This is a genomic window from Klebsiella sp. 141161 (assembly GCF_050600815.1).
Lineage (GTDB): Bacteria > Pseudomonadota > Gammaproteobacteria > Enterobacterales > Enterobacteriaceae > Klebsiella > Klebsiella aerogenes.
The window spans coordinates 39,299-54,974 of record NZ_JAQIRN010000008.1; the positions used below are offsets into that span (position 1 = coordinate 39,299).

Below are 15,676 nucleotides of genomic sequence, written 5' to 3' on the forward strand. Positions count from 1 at the left end.
TTCACGGTTGCCAATCGCGCAAATGGGCGCTGAATGCCGTAGCATCCATAAACCCGGTGACGCGCTGCGCGGGCTGTTCTTCTCCCTGCGCGTTGAAGAACAGAATCGTCGGCAAGCCGAGCACCTGTAAATGTTTCAGCAGAGCTGCGTCTTGCGCGCTGTTCTTAGTGACATCCACTTGCAACAGAATGGTCTCTTTTAGGGCCTGTCGCACTTCAGGAGCGCTAAAGGTATATTTTTCGAACTCTTTGCAGGCCACGCACCAGTCGGCATACAGATCGAGCATGACCGGTTTCCCTTTGGCCTGCGCCAGCGCCTGGTTGAGTTCATCAACGGTGCTGACGCGGGTAAATTCCAGATGCGCCTGCTGCTGGACGGCCGGTGCGCCAAAGGCCCAATCCTGCAGCGGACGCGCGCTAACCAGCGCGGCGGCCAACATGACGATTTGCACCAGACGCAGCCAGGGTTTGGTGGCGCCAAGCGAGGTGATAAACGCCCAGCTAAAGAAGGCGACGCCAAGCAACGACCACAGACGTAAACCCCAGGCTTCGCCGATAACGCGTTCCAGTAAAAAGACCGGCAGCGCGAGGATCACGAAGCCAAACGCGGTCTTGACATGAGCCATCCACGGCCCGCTCTTCGGCAGCAAACGGTTACCGAACACGGTCACCAGGATCAGCGGCAGCCCCATTCCCAGCGCGTACAGATACAGCGTGCCGCCGCCGAGCCACAGGTTACCGCTTTGAGCGATATACAACAGAATGGCGCTAAGCGGGGCCGTAGTGCAAGGGGAACAGATAAGCCCGGCGATGGCGCCCATTGCAAACACGCCGCCCGGCGAACCACCCTGGCGCTTGTTGCTCATCAGCGTCAGTCGGGTTTGCAGCGATGAAGGCAGCTGCAGCGTAAACAGGCCGAACATCGACAGCGCCAGCGCGATAAATACCGCTGACAGCCCAATTAATACGTAAGGGTGCTGCAGCGCGGCCTGGAATTGCAGACCGGCGGCGGCTACGACCAGCCCCAGCGCGGTATAGGTAACCGCCATCCCCTGGACATAAATAAATGCCAGCAGCAGGGCGCGCGCCGTTGATAAGCGCTGTTTACCGCCGAGGACAATCCCGGAAATCAGCGGATACATCGGTAAAACACAAGGCGTAAAGGCGATACCGATACCAATCAGCAGCGCCCATAGCGCTGAAAACGGCAGCGACGCGGGTTCCGCGCCGGTCTGGTTGCCGCTGGCGGGTGCTGAAGGTTGGTCTGCCAGCGCCTTGCCGGAGTCAGCGAGCACCGCGCTGAGCGGCACGATTTTGGTCTCCGGCGGGTAGCAGAACCCGGCGTCGGCGCAGCCCTGATAGGTAACGGTCAGCGTGGCTGTTTTGCTGGCTTGCGTGAGGCTAATCGGTAATGTCAGACGCTGACGATAAATTTCGCTTTTGCCATAAAACTCGTCTTCATGCCATTCGCCAGGCGGTAGCGAAGGGGCGACGATCGCAGCGTCCTTTGCCGTCAGCGTAATCTGCTTACGGTAGAGGTAGTAGCCATCCTTGATGCGCCAGCTCAGGTTGAGGTCGTGTTGATTCTGCTGAAAGTCAAAGGCGAAAGCCCGATCGGCAGGCACGAAGTTTGAACGCCCGGGGGCGTCAAACAACCCGGCGCTGGCGGATGCGCTGCACAGTAGCAGGATCAGCGTAATGATGCGTTGAGCCATGAGAGGTAATCGTTGTCTCCGTGAGTAACCGGCAGGACCAGTAGTTCGGGGGTTTGATACGGGTGATGGGACTTCAGGCAGTCCAGTAACGCCTGCTGATGGGCCAGGTTGGTTTTGAGCAGCATCTGGACTTCATACTCCTGCTCAAGCTTTCCTTCCCAGTAGTAGAGCGACGTCGCTCCCGGCAGGATGGTGGCGCAGGCGGCGAGTTTTTCTCCGAGCGCTTTGGCCGCCAGATCCTGGGCGGTCGCTTCATCCGGCGCGGTACAGAGTACAACAACAGCATCAGGCGTAGTCATCGTGAACCTCGTATCAGCGAAAAGAGGCACTATAGCATGCATGATGCGGGGAGATTAACCAAAGGGGTCAGTTACTTTACTGGCCCCTTTTTAACGATCTTAAAGCATGAGGCCGCCGAAGATGAATCCGAGGATCACGCAAAGCGTAATGGCGATGACGCCCGGGATCAGGAAGGCATGGTTAAAGACATATTTGCCGATACGCGTGGAGCCGGTGTCGTCCATTTCGACCGCTGCCAGCAGGGTCGGATAGGTTGGCAGCACGAACAGCGCTGAGACCGCCGCGAATGAGGCAATTGCCGTCAGCGGGGTGACGCCAAGCAGCAGCGCGGCGGGCATCAATGCCTTGGTCGTGGCAGCCTGTGAATAGAGCAGCGTAGCGGCGAAGAACAGCACCACCGCCAGCAACCACGGATAGTTTTGCAGCAGATCGCCCGCTACCGTCTGGATATCGGCAATGTGCGCTTTAACGAAGGTATCCCCGAGCCAGGCGACGCCGAGCACGCAGACGCAGGCGCTCATTCCTGACTTAAAGGTGCTGGCGTTCAGCACTTCGCCGGTATCGATTTTACAGGTGATGCTAATCAGCGTGGCGATGGTCAGCATGAAGACCACGATCGCTTCGTTACGCGGCAGCACCGGGTTCTGGATCAGGCCGACGGTGTCGCTGATGGCGGTAGCGTAGAACATGACCGCGACGATGCCGACGAGGAACAGCAGAACGGAGTGTTTAGCATGCGGCTTCAGCTCGAAGACCTGACTGCCGCGCAGGCTCACTTCCCCTTTTGCCAGCCGTTCCTGATAGACCGGGTCGTCTTTCAGCTCGCAGCCGAGGAAGTTACAGACGACGGCGGTCAGCATGACGGCAATCAGGGTAACCGGCAGGCAGATCGCCAGCAGCGTCAGGTAGCTGACGCCAAGTGGTTCGAGAATACCGGCAAAGAAGACCACTGCCGCGGAGATAGGCGAGGCGGTAATCGCAATCTGCGAAGCGACAACGGCGATGGAAAGCGGGCGGGAAGGGCGAATACCCTGTTCTTTCGCCACTTCGGTGATGACTGGCAGGGTAGAAAACGCGGTATGACCAGTGCCTGCCAGCACGGTCATAAACCAGGTGACCAGCGGCGCAAGGAAGGTAATGTACTTGGGATGGCGGCGTAGCATACGTTCGGCGAGGCTGACCAGATAGTCCATCCCTCCGGCGACCTGCATCGCGGCGATAGCGGCGATAACCGCCATGATGATTTCAATGACGTCAAAGGGGATCGCCCCGGGTGGAATTTGAAAAATTAAGGTTAAGACGAGGACGCCGAGGCCACCGGCAAAGCCGATACCAATGCCCCCGAGTCGGGCCCCCAAATAGATTGCCAGCAGGACAACCACGAGCTCTGCACCAAACATATATGCCTTCCTTGTTTTTTAACAAGTTGATATTGAATTGTTGTCGTTTCGTAAACCCAAAAAAGCAAAAAGGCATGTCATCACTGACATGCCTTTGGTTAGTTTACCCTGAAAGCTTACTGTTCGCTTTCATCGGTATACCGTTTTGCTTTATAAGCCGGATGCATCAGGTTTTGCGGGGAGAAAATGTCATCCAGTTCGGCTTCGGTCAGCAGCCCGCGCTCCAGCACCACTTCACGTACGCTCTTACCGGTTTCGGCGCAAATCTTACCGACGATATCGCCATTGTGGTGGCCGATGAACGGGTTGAGGTAGGTAACGATACCGATGGAGTTGTAGACGTAGCTTTCGCATACCGCTTTGTTAGCGGTAATGCCGTTCACGCATTTTTCCAGCAGGTTGTAGCAGGCGTTGGTCAGGATGTGGATAGATTCAAACATCGCCTGGCCAATCACCGGCTCCATAACGTTCAGCTGCAGCTGACCGGCTTCGGAGGCCATGGTCACGGTGGTATCGTTGCCGATAACTTTGAAGCACACCTGGTTAACCACTTCCGGCACCACCGGGTTAACTTTTGCCGGCATGATTGAGGAACCGGCCTGCAGCTCTGGCAGGTTGATTTCATTCAGGCCAGCGCGCGGGCCGGAAGAGAGCAGGCGCAGGTCGTTACAAATCTTGGACAGTTTGACCGCCAGGCGTTTCAACGAACTGTGAACCATCACATACGCGCCGCAGTCAGAAGTCGCTTCAATCAGGTCTTCCGCCGGAACGACCGGCAGGTTGCTGACTTCCGCCAGTTTCTGTACTGCCAGCTGCTGGTAGCCGTCAGGGGTGTTCAGGCGAGTCCCGATAGCGGTCGCGCCGAGGTTCACTTCCAGCAGCAGCTCTGCGGTACGCAGAATGCTTTTGGTTTCTTCGTTCAGCAGTACGTTAAAAGCGTGGAATTCCTGGCCGAGGGTCATCGGCACCGCATCCTGTAGCTGCGTGCGGCCCATTTTCAGGACGTCCTGGAACTCAACGGCTTTCGCCTGGAAGCCTTCGCCCAGCTGTTTGATAGCATCGATTAATTTGAGAATCGATGCATAGACCGCGATGCGGAAACCGGTGGGGTAGGCGTCGTTAGTGGACTGGCATTTGTTGACGTGGTCATTAGGGTTGAGGAACTGGTATTCACCTTTCTGGTGGCCCATCAGTTCCAGACCGATATTCGCCAGCACTTCGTTGGTGTTCATATTGACGGAGGTGCCCGCGCCGCCCTGGAACACATCAACCGGGAACTGGTCCATGCATTTACCGTTGTTCAGCACTTCATCGCATGCCGCGACAATGGTGTTCGCTACGCTTTTAGGAATGGTTTGCAGTTCCTTGTTAGCCAGCGCGGCGGCCTTCTTCACCATCACCATGCCCCGAACAAACTCAGGGATGTCGCTAATCTTGTTGTTGCTGATGTAGAAGTTTTCAATCGCTCTCAGAGTATGAACGCCATAGTATGCGTCAGCTGGAACTTCCCTGGTGCCCAACAGATCTTCTTCGATACGAATGTTGTTTAACATGTGAACCTTCTTTTTCAAGCTGCCAATGAATTCACCAAATACACAGAATTTATAGGATTTAGCGTATTTTCAGACCGAAGATTATTTCCTTAACCGGCCCGGTGCCCACGATCATATGCTGATGATAGCGAAGTTCAGTAACCTTGATCACTTATTATATAGCGCGGCGGATAAGAATTATTAATCTGTGAAATGAGTCACCGCTTTACTATTTTTGAAAAAAATGCCGTTGTCGTTGATTGAAAAATGGCGCGCCAACCCCACATTCCTATGACGCGAATAGCAAATTTATCACTACGGGCGTCTGCTACGACGGCCGATTGAAGGAGACGCCGGTGCGTTGGATCCCATTTATTGCCTTTTTCTTATACGTTTACGTCGAGATCTCGATCTTTATCCAGGTCGCGCACGTGCTTGGCGTGCTGTTGACGCTGATCCTGGTTATCTTTAGCTCGGTTGTAGGGATGTCGCTGGTCCGCAACCAGGGCTTCAAAAACCTGATGCTGATGCAGCAGAAAATGGCGGCTGGCGAAAGCCCTGCCGCAGAAATGATTAAAAGCGTGTCGCTGATTATCGCCGGGCTGCTGCTGTTGATCCCGGGCTTCTTTACCGACTTCCTCGGTCTGCTGCTGCTGTTGCCGCCGGTGCAAAAGCTGATGACCTTAAAACTGATGCCGTATCTGCGCTTTAGCCGGATGCCGGGCGGCGGTTTTAGCGCCGGCGCTGGCAACGGAGACACCTTCGAAGGGGAGTTCCAGCGCAAAGACGACGAACGAGACCGTCTGGATCACAAAGACGACCGCTAAAACGACAAAACCGGCCTGCGCCGGTTTTTTGTTATCGGCTTGCTGAAGGTGAGCGTGCAGGTAAGGCGAACCACAGCACCGCCAGCATAATAATGGCGTACAAGCTCTTCCAGCCGACCATTGCTAACAGCAAAATGCAGAGCACGCTTCCCACGATGGCCAGCACGCGGTATTTATCGTGCAGGAGTCGGCATCCCGCCAGCATGCACAGCAGATAAATCATGATGAAAATGCCGTTGGCATAGACGATCAGCGCATCGAGATTAATGTTCAGCCAGTAAATGCACAGCGTACTAAGTACGCAGCAGCCTAAGACCGTATTCAGGGCGTTGCGCGGTACCTGGCGCGGCGACAGGCGGGCCAGGTAGCTCTCCGGCTTGAACTGCGCCTGCGACCAGACCTGGCGGGCAAAACTTTGGATATAGATATTGAGGCTGGCGAAGCAGGCGAGATAGCCGATTACGCAGGCAACCCACAGCGCCTGCACGCCGAACAGTCGCACTACGATGTTTGGCAGCGAAGCCGCCGCCGCCATTTCCTCACCGAAGGCGTGAAAATGCAGAACGACTACCGTACAGCCCCAATAAACGGTTCCTGCCAGCACCAGGCCAATCATCAGCGCTCTAGGGAAGTCGCGCTCTGGACGTTTAAACTCTGATGCCAGATGAGCAAAGGCTTCCAGGCCGACGAAGCACCAGAACATCACCGATAGGGCCGCAAACAGCTGTGACGTGTCGACATCTTTAGGCTCCGGGAAAGGGATCTGCGCCGGGTTTATGCCACCGCGCCACCAGATGGCGACGATCAGCGCGACAATCAATATCGCAACCAGCGTCTGTAGATTGGCGCTGGAACTGGCGCCGCGCGAGCCCACCCACCAGACGATCGCCAGCGTGCCGAGCTCGGCAAGCAGCAGCTGAGTATCGTGCCAGCCGAACAGCGCCTGGCCAAAACCGGTGGCGATATGCAGGGCGGCGGGTAAGCCCACCGGGATCACCGATAAAAACAGCCAACCGGTTACCCGCGCCAGACGTGGGCCGAACGCCATATCCACAAAATGAGCCACGCCGCCAGCGCTGGGAAAGTGGCGCCCAAGCACGGCAAACACGATAGCGATGGGAAAGACCAGGATAATCAGCGCCGGCCACGCCCACAGGCTATTATCGCCTGAGACCAGCGCCGCCAGCGCCGGTACGGCGAATACGCCGGTTCCCAGTAGTGATGTTGAAAGTAACCCGACTCCCTGACCTAACCCCAGCTCCTGTTTTAAACCACTCATGACTCAACCCTGCGCGCGGCAAAAAAACGATGTTATCACAACCCTTTGCGCCAGAAAGCGCAGCCGCCACGCGAATATTTTTGCGCGTCAGCGCACAGGCGGAAATTTTTTTTTAATTTTCCCCTTGAAGCGGTAAATGGCCATCCCCATCTCTCTCTGCACTAGTCGGAAACCGTTTACGGCCCGGCGCCATCCATAACTGATAATGACTTTCTCGAAGGAGAGCTATCAATGAGTATTCGTCCGTTACATGATCGTGTGATCGTCAAACGTAAAGAAGTTGAAACCAAATCTGCAGGCGGCATCGTTCTGACCGGTTCTGCGGCAGCTAAATCAACTCGTGGCGAAATCATCGCTGTCGGTAAAGGCCGCATCCTGGAAAACGGAACTGTGCAGCCGCTGGACGTTAAAGTTGGTGACATCGTGATTTTCAACGATGGTTACGGCGTGAAGTCTGAGAAAATCGACAACGAAGAAGTGCTGATCATGTCCGAAAGCGACATCCTGGCAATTGTTGAAGCGTAATTCGCACGACCCTGAACGAATTTGAGGAATAAAAGAAATGGCAGCAAAAGACGTAAAATTCGGTAACGACGCTCGTGTAAAAATGCTGCGCGGCGTAAACGTACTGGCAGATGCAGTTAAAGTCACCCTGGGCCCGAAAGGCCGTAACGTTGTTCTGGACAAATCCTTCGGCGCGCCGACCATCACTAAAGATGGCGTTTCCGTAGCTCGTGAAATCGAACTGGAAGACAAATTCGAAAACATGGGCGCGCAGATGGTGAAAGAAGTTGCCTCTAAAGCGAACGACGCTGCAGGCGACGGTACCACCACCGCAACCGTACTGGCTCAGGCTATCGTTAACGAAGGTCTGAAAGCCGTTGCCGCGGGCATGAACCCGATGGATCTGAAACGTGGTATCGACAAAGCTGTCGTTGCCGCTGTTGAAGAACTGAAAGCCCTGTCCGTACCGTGCTCTGACTCTAAAGCCATTGCTCAGGTTGGTACTATCTCCGCTAACTCCGACGAAACCGTAGGTAAACTGATCGCTGAAGCGATGGATAAAGTCGGTAAAGAAGGCGTTATCACCGTTGAAGACGGCACCGGTCTGGAAGACGAGCTGGACGTCGTTGAAGGTATGCAGTTCGACCGTGGCTACCTGTCCCCTTACTTCATCAACAAGCCGGATACCGGCGCTGTTGAACTGGAAAGCCCGTTCATCCTGCTGGCTGACAAAAAAATCTCCAACATCCGCGAAATGCTGCCGGTCCTGGAAGCTGTAGCGAAAGCTGGCAAACCGCTGGTTATCATCGCTGAAGACGTTGAAGGCGAAGCGCTGGCGACCCTGGTGGTTAACACCATGCGCGGCATCGTTAAAGTTGCTGCGGTTAAAGCGCCGGGCTTCGGCGATCGTCGTAAAGCCATGCTGCAGGACATCGCGACCCTGACTGGCGGTACCGTTATCTCTGAAGAGATCGGTATGGAGCTGGAAAAAGCGACTCTGGAAGACCTGGGTCAGGCGAAACGCGTTGTTATCAACAAAGACACCACCACCATCATCGATGGCGTTGGCGAAGAAGCCGCAATTCAGGGCCGCGTTGCTCAGATCCGTAAGCAGATCGAAGAAGCGACCTCTGATTACGACCGTGAAAAACTGCAGGAGCGTGTGGCTAAACTGGCCGGCGGTGTTGCGGTAATCAAAGTCGGTGCTGCTACCGAAGTTGAAATGAAAGAGAAAAAAGCGCGCGTTGACGATGCCCTGCACGCGACCCGTGCTGCGGTTGAAGAAGGCGTGGTAGCTGGCGGCGGCGTAGCGCTGGTCCGCGTGGCGGCGAAAATCGCTGGCCTGACCGGTCAGAACGAAGATCAGAACGTCGGTATCAAAGTTGCGCTGCGCGCAATGGAAGCGCCGCTGCGTCAGATCGTTTCCAACGCCGGTGAAGAGCCGTCTGTGGTTGCCAACAACGTGAAAGCAGGCGACGGTAACTACGGTTACAACGCGGCTACCGAAGAGTACGGCAACATGATCGACTTCGGTATCCTGGACCCGACTAAAGTCACCCGTTCTGCGCTGCAGTACGCGGCATCCGTTGCTGGTCTGATGATCACCACCGAGTGCATGGTGACCGACCTGCCGAAAGGCGACGCGCCTGATTTAGGTGCTGCTGGTGGCATGGGCGGCATGGGCGGTATGGGCGGCATGATGTAATCGTGCGCTATACGGCATAAAAATGCAGAAACCCCCGGTCAGAAATGGCTGGGGGTTTTTCTTTTTGCTGGCTTTTTAGTATAAGGTTTACATCCGGGCCAGTGCGTCCAGCTCATTGGGGAATAACATGCAGGTAAAATATTTAGCAGGGATTGTCGGCGCAGCATTATTGTTAGCGGGTTGCAGTTCCAGCAACGAATTAACCGCAGGCGGCCAGAGCGTGCGTTTTGTTGAAGATAAACCGGGAACGGAATGCCAGCTGTTAGGGACGGCAACCGGTACGCAAAGCAACTGGCTGTCAGGCCAGAATGGCGATGAAGGCGGCTCGATGCGCGGCGCGGCGAATGCCCTACGTAACCAGGCTGCGGCCATGGGCGGTAACGTCATTTATGGCGTGAGCAGCCCGACGCAAAACCTGCTGTCGAGCTTTGTTCCGACCGATAGCCAGATGAACGGCCAGGTTTATAAGTGCCCGAACTGATGCGTTAAGCACTCTCTGCACAAGCAGAGAGTGCTTAACAACTTATGCCTCAAGCGCTGCTTTGGTAGCCACGTAGAATTCACGCAGCGACAGCATACATTCATCTCTGGTCAGCATTTGTCCCGGTGAGGATGGAATTACCTTACTGAAGATTTGATACGGCGTATGCTGGCTGTGGACCTGTTTTAGCTTCTGACTCTTTTCAAGCAGACGCAGCACGATACTCTTTTCAACATCGGACTGATGCGCGGCGCTGGTTTTAATCACCGCACCGGAGAGTACTTTTTTACCCTCCTCCTGCTCGTAGCTGTATAACACGGCCAGATGGTGGCTAAACAAATTCAGCTTCCACTCTTCCTGAGCATATTGCTGGTACTCAATGTTAGGTTGGGTCGTTAAATCGACGGTATACAGCAGTACATAATCCAAAGCCAGCGCCAGGTACTCATTTAATTTCGTATCAGCAACCATTTTTAGTGATTGATTGATACCCAGAATCAACGCCTCTACCTGCCGGTCGTCAATCCGTAATGTCGCGATTTGCTCGTTCTGCAGCATCAGGATCAGCGTTGACTCATTTACCCCCGGTTTCAACGTGATCGACATGATCCGCAGCTCCGGATTGGGGTTTTGTACCTCTACCATATCGACTGCCGGGGTGTTGGCGATGAGCTCATTATTGTAGGCAATAAGCTCCTCTTTCAGCGTATCGTCGCTTTGCTGCAAGCGCTGTAAGAAAACAGACATTCGAGTTGTCAGGACCATGAGCAGGTCAGCCAGCGCCGGCGCCTGTAAATAGAACGTCCGACACAGGCCATTCTGGTTTTGTACTTTCAGCAGCAGCGCCATGAAATGGTCTTCATAGGTAATTCCGGCGGTGTTAAAACCAATAAACGTTCCTTGCATATTCTTCTCCTTACGCTGGCATTGGTATTTTGGACTGCGACAAATCAATAACCCGATCGGCAGAGGCGATAGTTGACGGGCGGTGGGCAACGATGATGCGGGTAATACTGAGCCCTGAAATCGATTGGTTAATGACCGACTCATTTCTTAAATCGAGATGGCTGGTGGCCTCATCCATAAACAGAATGCTCGGCTTACGGTAAAGCGCGCGAGCAATCAAAATACGTTGCTTCTGGCCCCCGGAAATGCCTAAGCCTAACTCACCGATGATGGTTTCATAGCCCATCGGCATTTTCATAATTTCGTCGTGAATGTTGCAGCGTTTAGCGCATTCGACAACAAAATCCACATCGGCGTTGTCTTCAAAGCCGCTGATATTATCGATAAGCGAACCGGAAAAGAGTCTATCCTCCTGCAATACGCAGGCCGTTCCCTGGCGATAGTTATTGAGACCTATCTTCTGGATATCGAGATTATCGGCGAAGACGTCTCCGCTGGTGGGGGAGAGCAGCCCGCACATCACTTTCAATAGCGTGGTCTTACCGACGCCGGACGGCCCGACCAGCGCGACGGATTCCCCCGGCTCAACGGTGATGTTCAGGTTTGAGAAAATCGGCTGTGAAAAGGGATCGTACTGATAGCTGAGATTTTTGACTTCAAGTCTTGCGCCGGCATCTTTTGAGAAGACGTCCCGTGATGGTAATTCTTGCTCGGGTTCGCTGAAGACGATTTCTGAAAGACGCTCGTTATGCAGCGATAGCATGCGCAGCTGCATGGTCAGGTCAACCAGGCTGGATGCGCGCTGGGAGAACTGGCCGCGGTAGGCGTTAAAGGCCATAAACATACCGAGGGTCATTTCATTATCAATAACCATAATGGCGCCCAACCACAGTACCGCCACCTGATCGATAGCGGTAATGAAGGTATTAATACCGCTAAACATCATGTCGAAACGGGTTTGCTTGATCCCCGCATTACAGGCATCGATATTGATATTCAGCCAGTGCTGGGAGCGGCGTTCTTTCAGATTCAGCGCTTTGATGGTCGAAATACCGTACAGCGACTCCATAAAATGCGAACTGGAACGCGCACCTTTGATTACCTGCTCTTCAGCAACGCGGCGATAGAAGCGATAAGTTCCCAGACGCATAATGGCGTAGCATAAGGTAAAGCCAACGACGACCCATGTTAGCCAACCGCCGTACAGCGTGAGCATAATCAGCAGCCCGATTGTCATGATCGAATCGATAATGCCGCTGACGATGCTATTAGTGAACGTGGAGCGAATGGTGTCCAGCGATGAGAAACGGGACTGAATATCCCCCAGATGGCGCTTTTCAAAAAAAGAGAGCGGCAGGCTGGCCAAATGATCGAAAAGGGTCGTTTTCCACTGAATATTGGTCAGCGTGTTGAGCGTCAGCGAAGTCCATGCGCGCAGCATACTGATAAAGGTGCGGAAGAGGGTAAAGAAAACCAGGCCAATACAGATAACCGAGAGCAGGCTTTGATCGTGGGCCATGATCACGTGGTCAGTGACTAACTGCGTGCCTATCGGCAGCAGTAAGCCGATAGCTTCAACCACCACCGAGAAGGCGAAAATTTTCAGCAGCGCTGATTTTAAGCCAACAATATTGCGCATCAGATCTAACAAACGCAGGCGAGATTTGGCTTTTTCCTGCTGAAAGTTCTGATCGGGCCATAGCTCTAAGGCGATGCCGGTAAAATTATTCGACATTTCCTGAATGCCGATAATGCGTTTACCCAGCGCCGGATCGTGGACGACAAAACTGGACTTTCGCACTTTGGTGAGCACGACGTAGTGGTTCATTCCCCAGTGGATAACGCAGGGTAGCTTTAATTGCCTGATTTCGTCGAGATCGAGCGACAGCGCCCGGCTTTTTAAGCCGGCATGTTCCGCCGTTTTGCTCAATGACATCAGCGTGACCCCCTGAGAAGGGCTACCAAAACGCTGGCGGAAGTTGAAGAGATCGATATCGAGGCCATAATGGCCGCAAATCATTGCCAGGCAGGCAATGCCGCATTCGGCGGCTTCGGATTGTAATATGACCGGCGTCTTTTTCAGTATTGAAAAATTAACTTTCGCCGTAATTTTCTCAAACAGTTCATTAGTCATGAATCGGGCCGCTCACGCTTTGAGTAATCTTATAAACCGGAGTAAACATCCACATATAGAGAGGGCGTTCTTCAAGAAAAACAACGGCTTGTGCTTTAAGACCGTTGGACAGACTCAGCTTTTTCCCGTCATATTCGAACTGTTTATCTTTAATTTTGACGATTGCTTTATACAGCGCCAGTTCTTGTTGCTGATTACCACCATTGTTGACGTTGGTATATTCAGACATCTCTTGTCGTGATGCCGGCATTGAGGATATTGATATGATTTTTCCAGGGAATTGCCCGAATTTGTCTGATGGGAAAGCATCATAGCGAATATTAATGGTATCCCCAGTTTTTAAATAGGGGATAGTATTGTTTGGTAGCCAAAGGATAAGAAAATACTCAACGTTTCCTGTGGGTTTTATCTGTGCCAGGCTGCTGCCGTTATCAACGGTTTGTCCTTGGGTAGCTGAAAGTGACTCAATTCTGCCATCGCTGGTGGATTTAATAATAATGTTACCGTTAGCGTTGGATTCAACGAGTTGATTTTTAAAATCGTTGGATTGGTTGTACTGGCTGGATATTTGGTTATCAAAATCAGCAGCTTTAGTGATTTTATCGCTATTAAGCTGGGTGATTTGTGATTCCAGTTGCATCTTCTGGCTAACCAGAGATTGATACGCGCTTTGCTGTTGAAAGTATAAAGAGTGCTGATAGTTATACTGATCTTTTGTTATCAGGCCATTGCTAAGGTATTTATCGTAGCTGGAAAGGTTATCATGCATTTTTTTCAGACCGACCTGGGTATTGACCAGCATTCGGTTGGTCTCTTTCAGAGAGTCAGTAGTGGTTTTCAACTGCGCATTTAGCGCATTTAATGTCTGACTTTTATTATCTTCCAGCTTTTTGATGATGTCGTCAGAGTTGGCAATTTTTTCATTGATGACTTCTATCTGCGCCGCACTGACATTGCCGCTGGTGGTGCTGCGGGACACATCAATTTCGTAGAGCGGTTGGTTTTTTTTAACGACGTCACCAATTTTCACGAATTGCTTAACGACAAATCCTTGCTGCGGCGCAAAGACGTTAATCGAATGAGGGAGGGTGATGACTTCGCCCTGAACGTCTACGCGCTGGGTGAACTTACAAAAAATGAGTGCGCAAATAAGCGCAATGAGAAATAGTGCCGATAACAATGCAATCAACCATGCAGGTAAGCCAGCGAGCAATAAGGCTTTACCCTTCCAGTGATTTCTTTTGTATTCGATCGCTTCCTTGCGATAAAGCTTATTATTCATGAATGATGATTCTGATTATAGTAGTCGGGGAAACAAAGGCCAATATGGCCTTTGTTTATGTAAAAAGATATTTACGATGATGGCCAAGGTACAAAGGTACCATCAAGCCCGGCGTCGATAAGTTGACCTAAATAATCAATGCACTTATCCCAGCCTACTGCCACGGCGCCGACAGCACCTGCAATTGCACCGACGGCTGCACCAGCAAATAATCCAACCAGGTTACCCAACAGGCCGAAACCTAAAAGCCCACCATTTGTCCCACCTAATGTTCCTCCAACAGAGGCGCCAATTGCACCGACAATAACGGATCCGAGGATTGCGGAGCCTGCGGCTTCAGCCGCATTACCAAGTAAAGATGTCACGGTAGAAGAAATTGAAGAGAAATCCCATGAATAGCCTCCGGAGATCTCTTCCATCTCAAATACTGTTAATTGCTTCATATTTATTCCTTTAAATTAATATTATTACGGATTGACCTAATTACAGGTCGGGCAGAAATGTAAGCGACGATTGCTTTTTAAGCAATGTAATAGACATGAATTGTTTGTGAATTCATGTCTATTTTCTTAATATTATTGTTCCTGTATTACCACCTCTAACATTGCCTTAACTTTACCGTTAGTAATATCGTCAACACTATTGCTTTGGCGATAGTAGTCAGCGGTAAGGTTGATGACCTGCGAAGTCGCTGCACTGTTGAAGCTATAGCTATCCATATCATAGAAAACTAAAGGCGTCCCAGTTTGTTTGAAAATGATACCGACATTTTTGGCGCCGCTATCATCGGTTATCATATTATCAATGATGCCATCGCCAGATGCGCTGGCGGTGCCTATCGGATTAAACCAGTACATTAACGTATTACCGATTGAACCGGCTGGGCAGTTAATGGTTAATAAGATGTTTTTTTGCTCTGGTGTCACGCCGCCGCGGGAGACCGACATTAGCGTGCTTTTTTTAATCCGACCGAGCGTTATCTGTGAACTGGAGGGCGATATATCACAGGATGTTGCCTGATAGGTAGTATTTTTCAGTTTGATAGTCGTAGTATATAAAAGTCTATCACTGGCGCTTGGGTTGGTTGTAGGGTTGCCGACAGAGAAACTTATTGACGGGTTTGAATCCGACCCTGAAGTATCAATGACCTGTTTTGTTTTGATAAACCACACGGTGACAAACTTATAGTAGTTATCTGAGGTTTTTTCAAACGGTACCAGTACCGAACCCGCAACGGCAGGAACCAGTGCGCCATTTTTACTTTCCAGCAGATCGGATACCTGGAATCCAATACCGTCAATTCCGGTTTCATACACCGGCATTCCATGCATTCCTGTAACGCCGGCGACCTCAGCGGTACTGATAGTCGTAATATACTGATCGTTATCTTTCTGGCTGCATGTGAAGTTTTTATAGTTACCAGTGCCGTATTTAGTCGAATATAATATGCTGCCCACTGGAATTGAGTCGTCTGTCGGTATTTTTGCTCTAATAGTAAATGCTTGCCGCTGGATGCTACCTGAGTAACTACATTTTGCAGCCGTCTCACCACCGATAACTAAAAGCATTAATAGAATAAATATTCTCTTCATCAATATTTGTCCTTAAATGA

The 15,676-nt window shown here is 52.0% G+C and carries 14 protein-coding genes; 4 read left to right on the plus strand and 10 right to left on the minus strand.

What is annotated here, in order from left to right; all coding sequences use genetic code 11:
- Position 1 precedes the first annotated feature (1 nt).
- The 4 genes from PGR79_RS19375 to aspA form a co-directional block, all read right to left on the minus strand.
- The gene (locus PGR79_RS19375; RefSeq protein WP_430922312.1) at positions 2-1,714 is read right to left on the minus strand and encodes a protein-disulfide reductase DsbD; all 1,713 of its coding nucleotides are present in this window, start codon (positions 1,712-1,714) and stop codon (positions 2-4) included.
- The gene (cutA, locus tag PGR79_RS19380) at positions 1,690-2,013 is read right to left on the minus strand and encodes a divalent cation tolerance protein CutA (RefSeq protein WP_032715456.1); all 324 of its coding nucleotides are present in this window, start codon (positions 2,011-2,013) and stop codon (positions 1,690-1,692) included. Before cutA ends, PGR79_RS19375 begins: the two co-directional genes overlap by 25 nt.
- A 99-nt stretch (positions 2,014-2,112) precedes the next feature.
- Positions 2,113-3,414 (minus strand): anaerobic C4-dicarboxylate transporter, encoded by a 1,302-nt coding sequence (locus PGR79_RS19385; RefSeq protein WP_430922314.1) that lies wholly within the window; start codon positions 3,412-3,414, stop codon positions 2,113-2,115.
- 116 nt (positions 3,415-3,530) lie between these two features.
- Positions 3,531-4,967 carry an aspartate ammonia-lyase gene (aspA, locus tag PGR79_RS19390; RefSeq protein ID WP_045380159.1) on the minus strand — a complete coding sequence of 479 codons (1,437 nt, stop codon included), beginning with the start codon at positions 4,965-4,967 and terminating at the stop codon, positions 3,531-3,533.
- Positions 4,968-5,302: 335 nt separating this feature from the next.
- Here aspA and PGR79_RS19395 point away from each other — a divergent pair, with 335 nt between their 5' ends.
- Positions 5,303-5,773, plus strand: coding sequence for an FxsA family protein (locus PGR79_RS19395; RefSeq protein ID WP_015368667.1), 471 nt, complete (start codon positions 5,303-5,305; stop codon positions 5,771-5,773).
- A 31-nt stretch (positions 5,774-5,804) separates the two neighbouring features.
- Here the strand turns inward: PGR79_RS19395 and yjeH are convergent, their stop codons facing one another.
- A complete protein-coding gene (gene yjeH / locus PGR79_RS19400; protein WP_430922316.1) occupies positions 5,805-7,052 on the minus strand; it encodes an L-methionine/branched-chain amino acid transporter in 1,248 nt (415 codons plus the stop codon).
- Between the two features lie 231 nt (positions 7,053-7,283).
- Here yjeH and PGR79_RS19405 point away from each other — a divergent pair, with 231 nt between their 5' ends.
- From PGR79_RS19405 to PGR79_RS19415, 3 genes are all read left to right on the plus strand, one after another.
- A complete protein-coding gene (locus PGR79_RS19405) occupies positions 7,284-7,577 on the plus strand; it encodes a co-chaperone GroES (RefSeq protein WP_003855929.1) in 294 nt (97 codons plus the stop codon).
- A 37-nt stretch (positions 7,578-7,614) separates the two neighbouring features.
- Positions 7,615-9,261 (plus strand): chaperonin GroEL, encoded by a 1,647-nt coding sequence (gene groL / locus PGR79_RS19410; protein WP_015368665.1) that lies wholly within the window; start codon positions 7,615-7,617, stop codon positions 9,259-9,261.
- Between the two features lie 127 nt (positions 9,262-9,388).
- Complete coding sequence (locus tag PGR79_RS19415) at positions 9,389-9,742, plus strand: DUF4156 domain-containing protein (protein WP_015368664.1); 354 nt, start codon at positions 9,389-9,391, stop codon at positions 9,740-9,742.
- A 42-nt stretch (positions 9,743-9,784) separates the two neighbouring features.
- Here the strand turns inward: PGR79_RS19415 and yjeJ are convergent, their stop codons facing one another.
- The 5 genes from yjeJ to PGR79_RS19440 all read right to left on the minus strand — a co-directional run bounded on the left by yjeJ (position 9,785) and on the right by PGR79_RS19440 (position 15,656).
- A complete protein-coding gene (yjeJ, locus tag PGR79_RS19420; protein ID WP_308958329.1) occupies positions 9,785-10,648 on the minus strand; it encodes a YjeJ family protein in 864 nt (287 codons plus the stop codon).
- A gap of 10 nt (positions 10,649-10,658) precedes the next feature.
- Positions 10,659-12,782, minus strand: coding sequence for a peptidase domain-containing ABC transporter (locus PGR79_RS19425; protein ID WP_316425429.1), 2,124 nt, complete (start codon positions 12,780-12,782; stop codon positions 10,659-10,661).
- Entirely contained in the window at positions 12,775-14,064 is a 1,290-nt protein-coding gene (locus PGR79_RS19430; protein WP_087859218.1) for an HlyD family secretion protein, read from the minus strand. The genes PGR79_RS19425 and PGR79_RS19430 overlap by 8 nt, the downstream gene beginning before the upstream one ends.
- A 71-nt stretch (positions 14,065-14,135) precedes the next feature.
- Positions 14,136-14,507, minus strand: a complete 372-nt coding sequence (locus PGR79_RS19435; RefSeq protein ID WP_045396432.1) for a hypothetical protein — start codon at positions 14,505-14,507, stop codon at positions 14,136-14,138.
- Positions 14,508-14,639: 132 nt separating this feature from the next.
- Positions 14,640-15,656, minus strand: coding sequence for a fimbrial protein (locus tag PGR79_RS19440; protein WP_113374735.1), 1,017 nt, complete (start codon positions 15,654-15,656; stop codon positions 14,640-14,642).
- Between the last annotated feature and the right edge of the window lie 20 nt (positions 15,657-15,676).

Bases quoted from the DNA above. Each gene is read 5' to 3' on its own strand.
- aspA (WP_045380159.1), bottom strand. From the start codon at position 4,967: ATGTTAAACAACATTCGTATCGAAGAAGATCTGTTGGGCACCAGGGAA.
- PGR79_RS19415 (WP_015368664.1), top strand. From the start codon at position 9,389: ATGCAGGTAAAATATTTAGCAGGGATTGTCGGCGCAGCATTATTGTTA.
- PGR79_RS19385 (WP_430922314.1), bottom strand. From the start codon at position 3,414: ATGTTTGGTGCAGAGCTCGTGGTTGTCCTGCTGGCAATCTATTTGGGG.
- groL (WP_015368665.1), top strand. From the start codon at position 7,615: ATGGCAGCAAAAGACGTAAAATTCGGTAACGACGCTCGTGTAAAAATG.
- yjeH (WP_430922316.1), bottom strand. From the start codon at position 7,052: ATGAGTGGTTTAAAACAGGAGCTGGGGTTAGGTCAGGGAGTCGGGTTA.
- PGR79_RS19375 (WP_430922312.1), bottom strand. From the start codon at position 1,714: ATGGCTCAACGCATCATTACGCTGATCCTGCTACTGTGCAGCGCATCC.
- PGR79_RS19405 (WP_003855929.1), top strand. From the start codon at position 7,284: ATGAGTATTCGTCCGTTACATGATCGTGTGATCGTCAAACGTAAAGAA.
- PGR79_RS19435 (WP_045396432.1), bottom strand. From the start codon at position 14,507: ATGAAGCAATTAACAGTATTTGAGATGGAAGAGATCTCCGGAGGCTAT.
- yjeJ (WP_308958329.1), bottom strand. From the start codon at position 10,648: ATGCAAGGAACGTTTATTGGTTTTAACACCGCCGGAATTACCTATGAA.
- PGR79_RS19425 (WP_316425429.1), bottom strand. From the start codon at position 12,782: ATGACTAATGAACTGTTTGAGAAAATTACGGCGAAAGTTAATTTTTCA.
- PGR79_RS19430 (WP_087859218.1), bottom strand. From the start codon at position 14,064: ATGAATAATAAGCTTTATCGCAAGGAAGCGATCGAATACAAAAGAAAT.
- PGR79_RS19440 (WP_113374735.1), bottom strand. From the start codon at position 15,656: ATGAAGAGAATATTTATTCTATTAATGCTTTTAGTTATCGGTGGTGAG.
- cutA (WP_032715456.1), bottom strand. From the start codon at position 2,013: ATGACTACGCCTGATGCTGTTGTTGTACTCTGTACCGCGCCGGATGAA.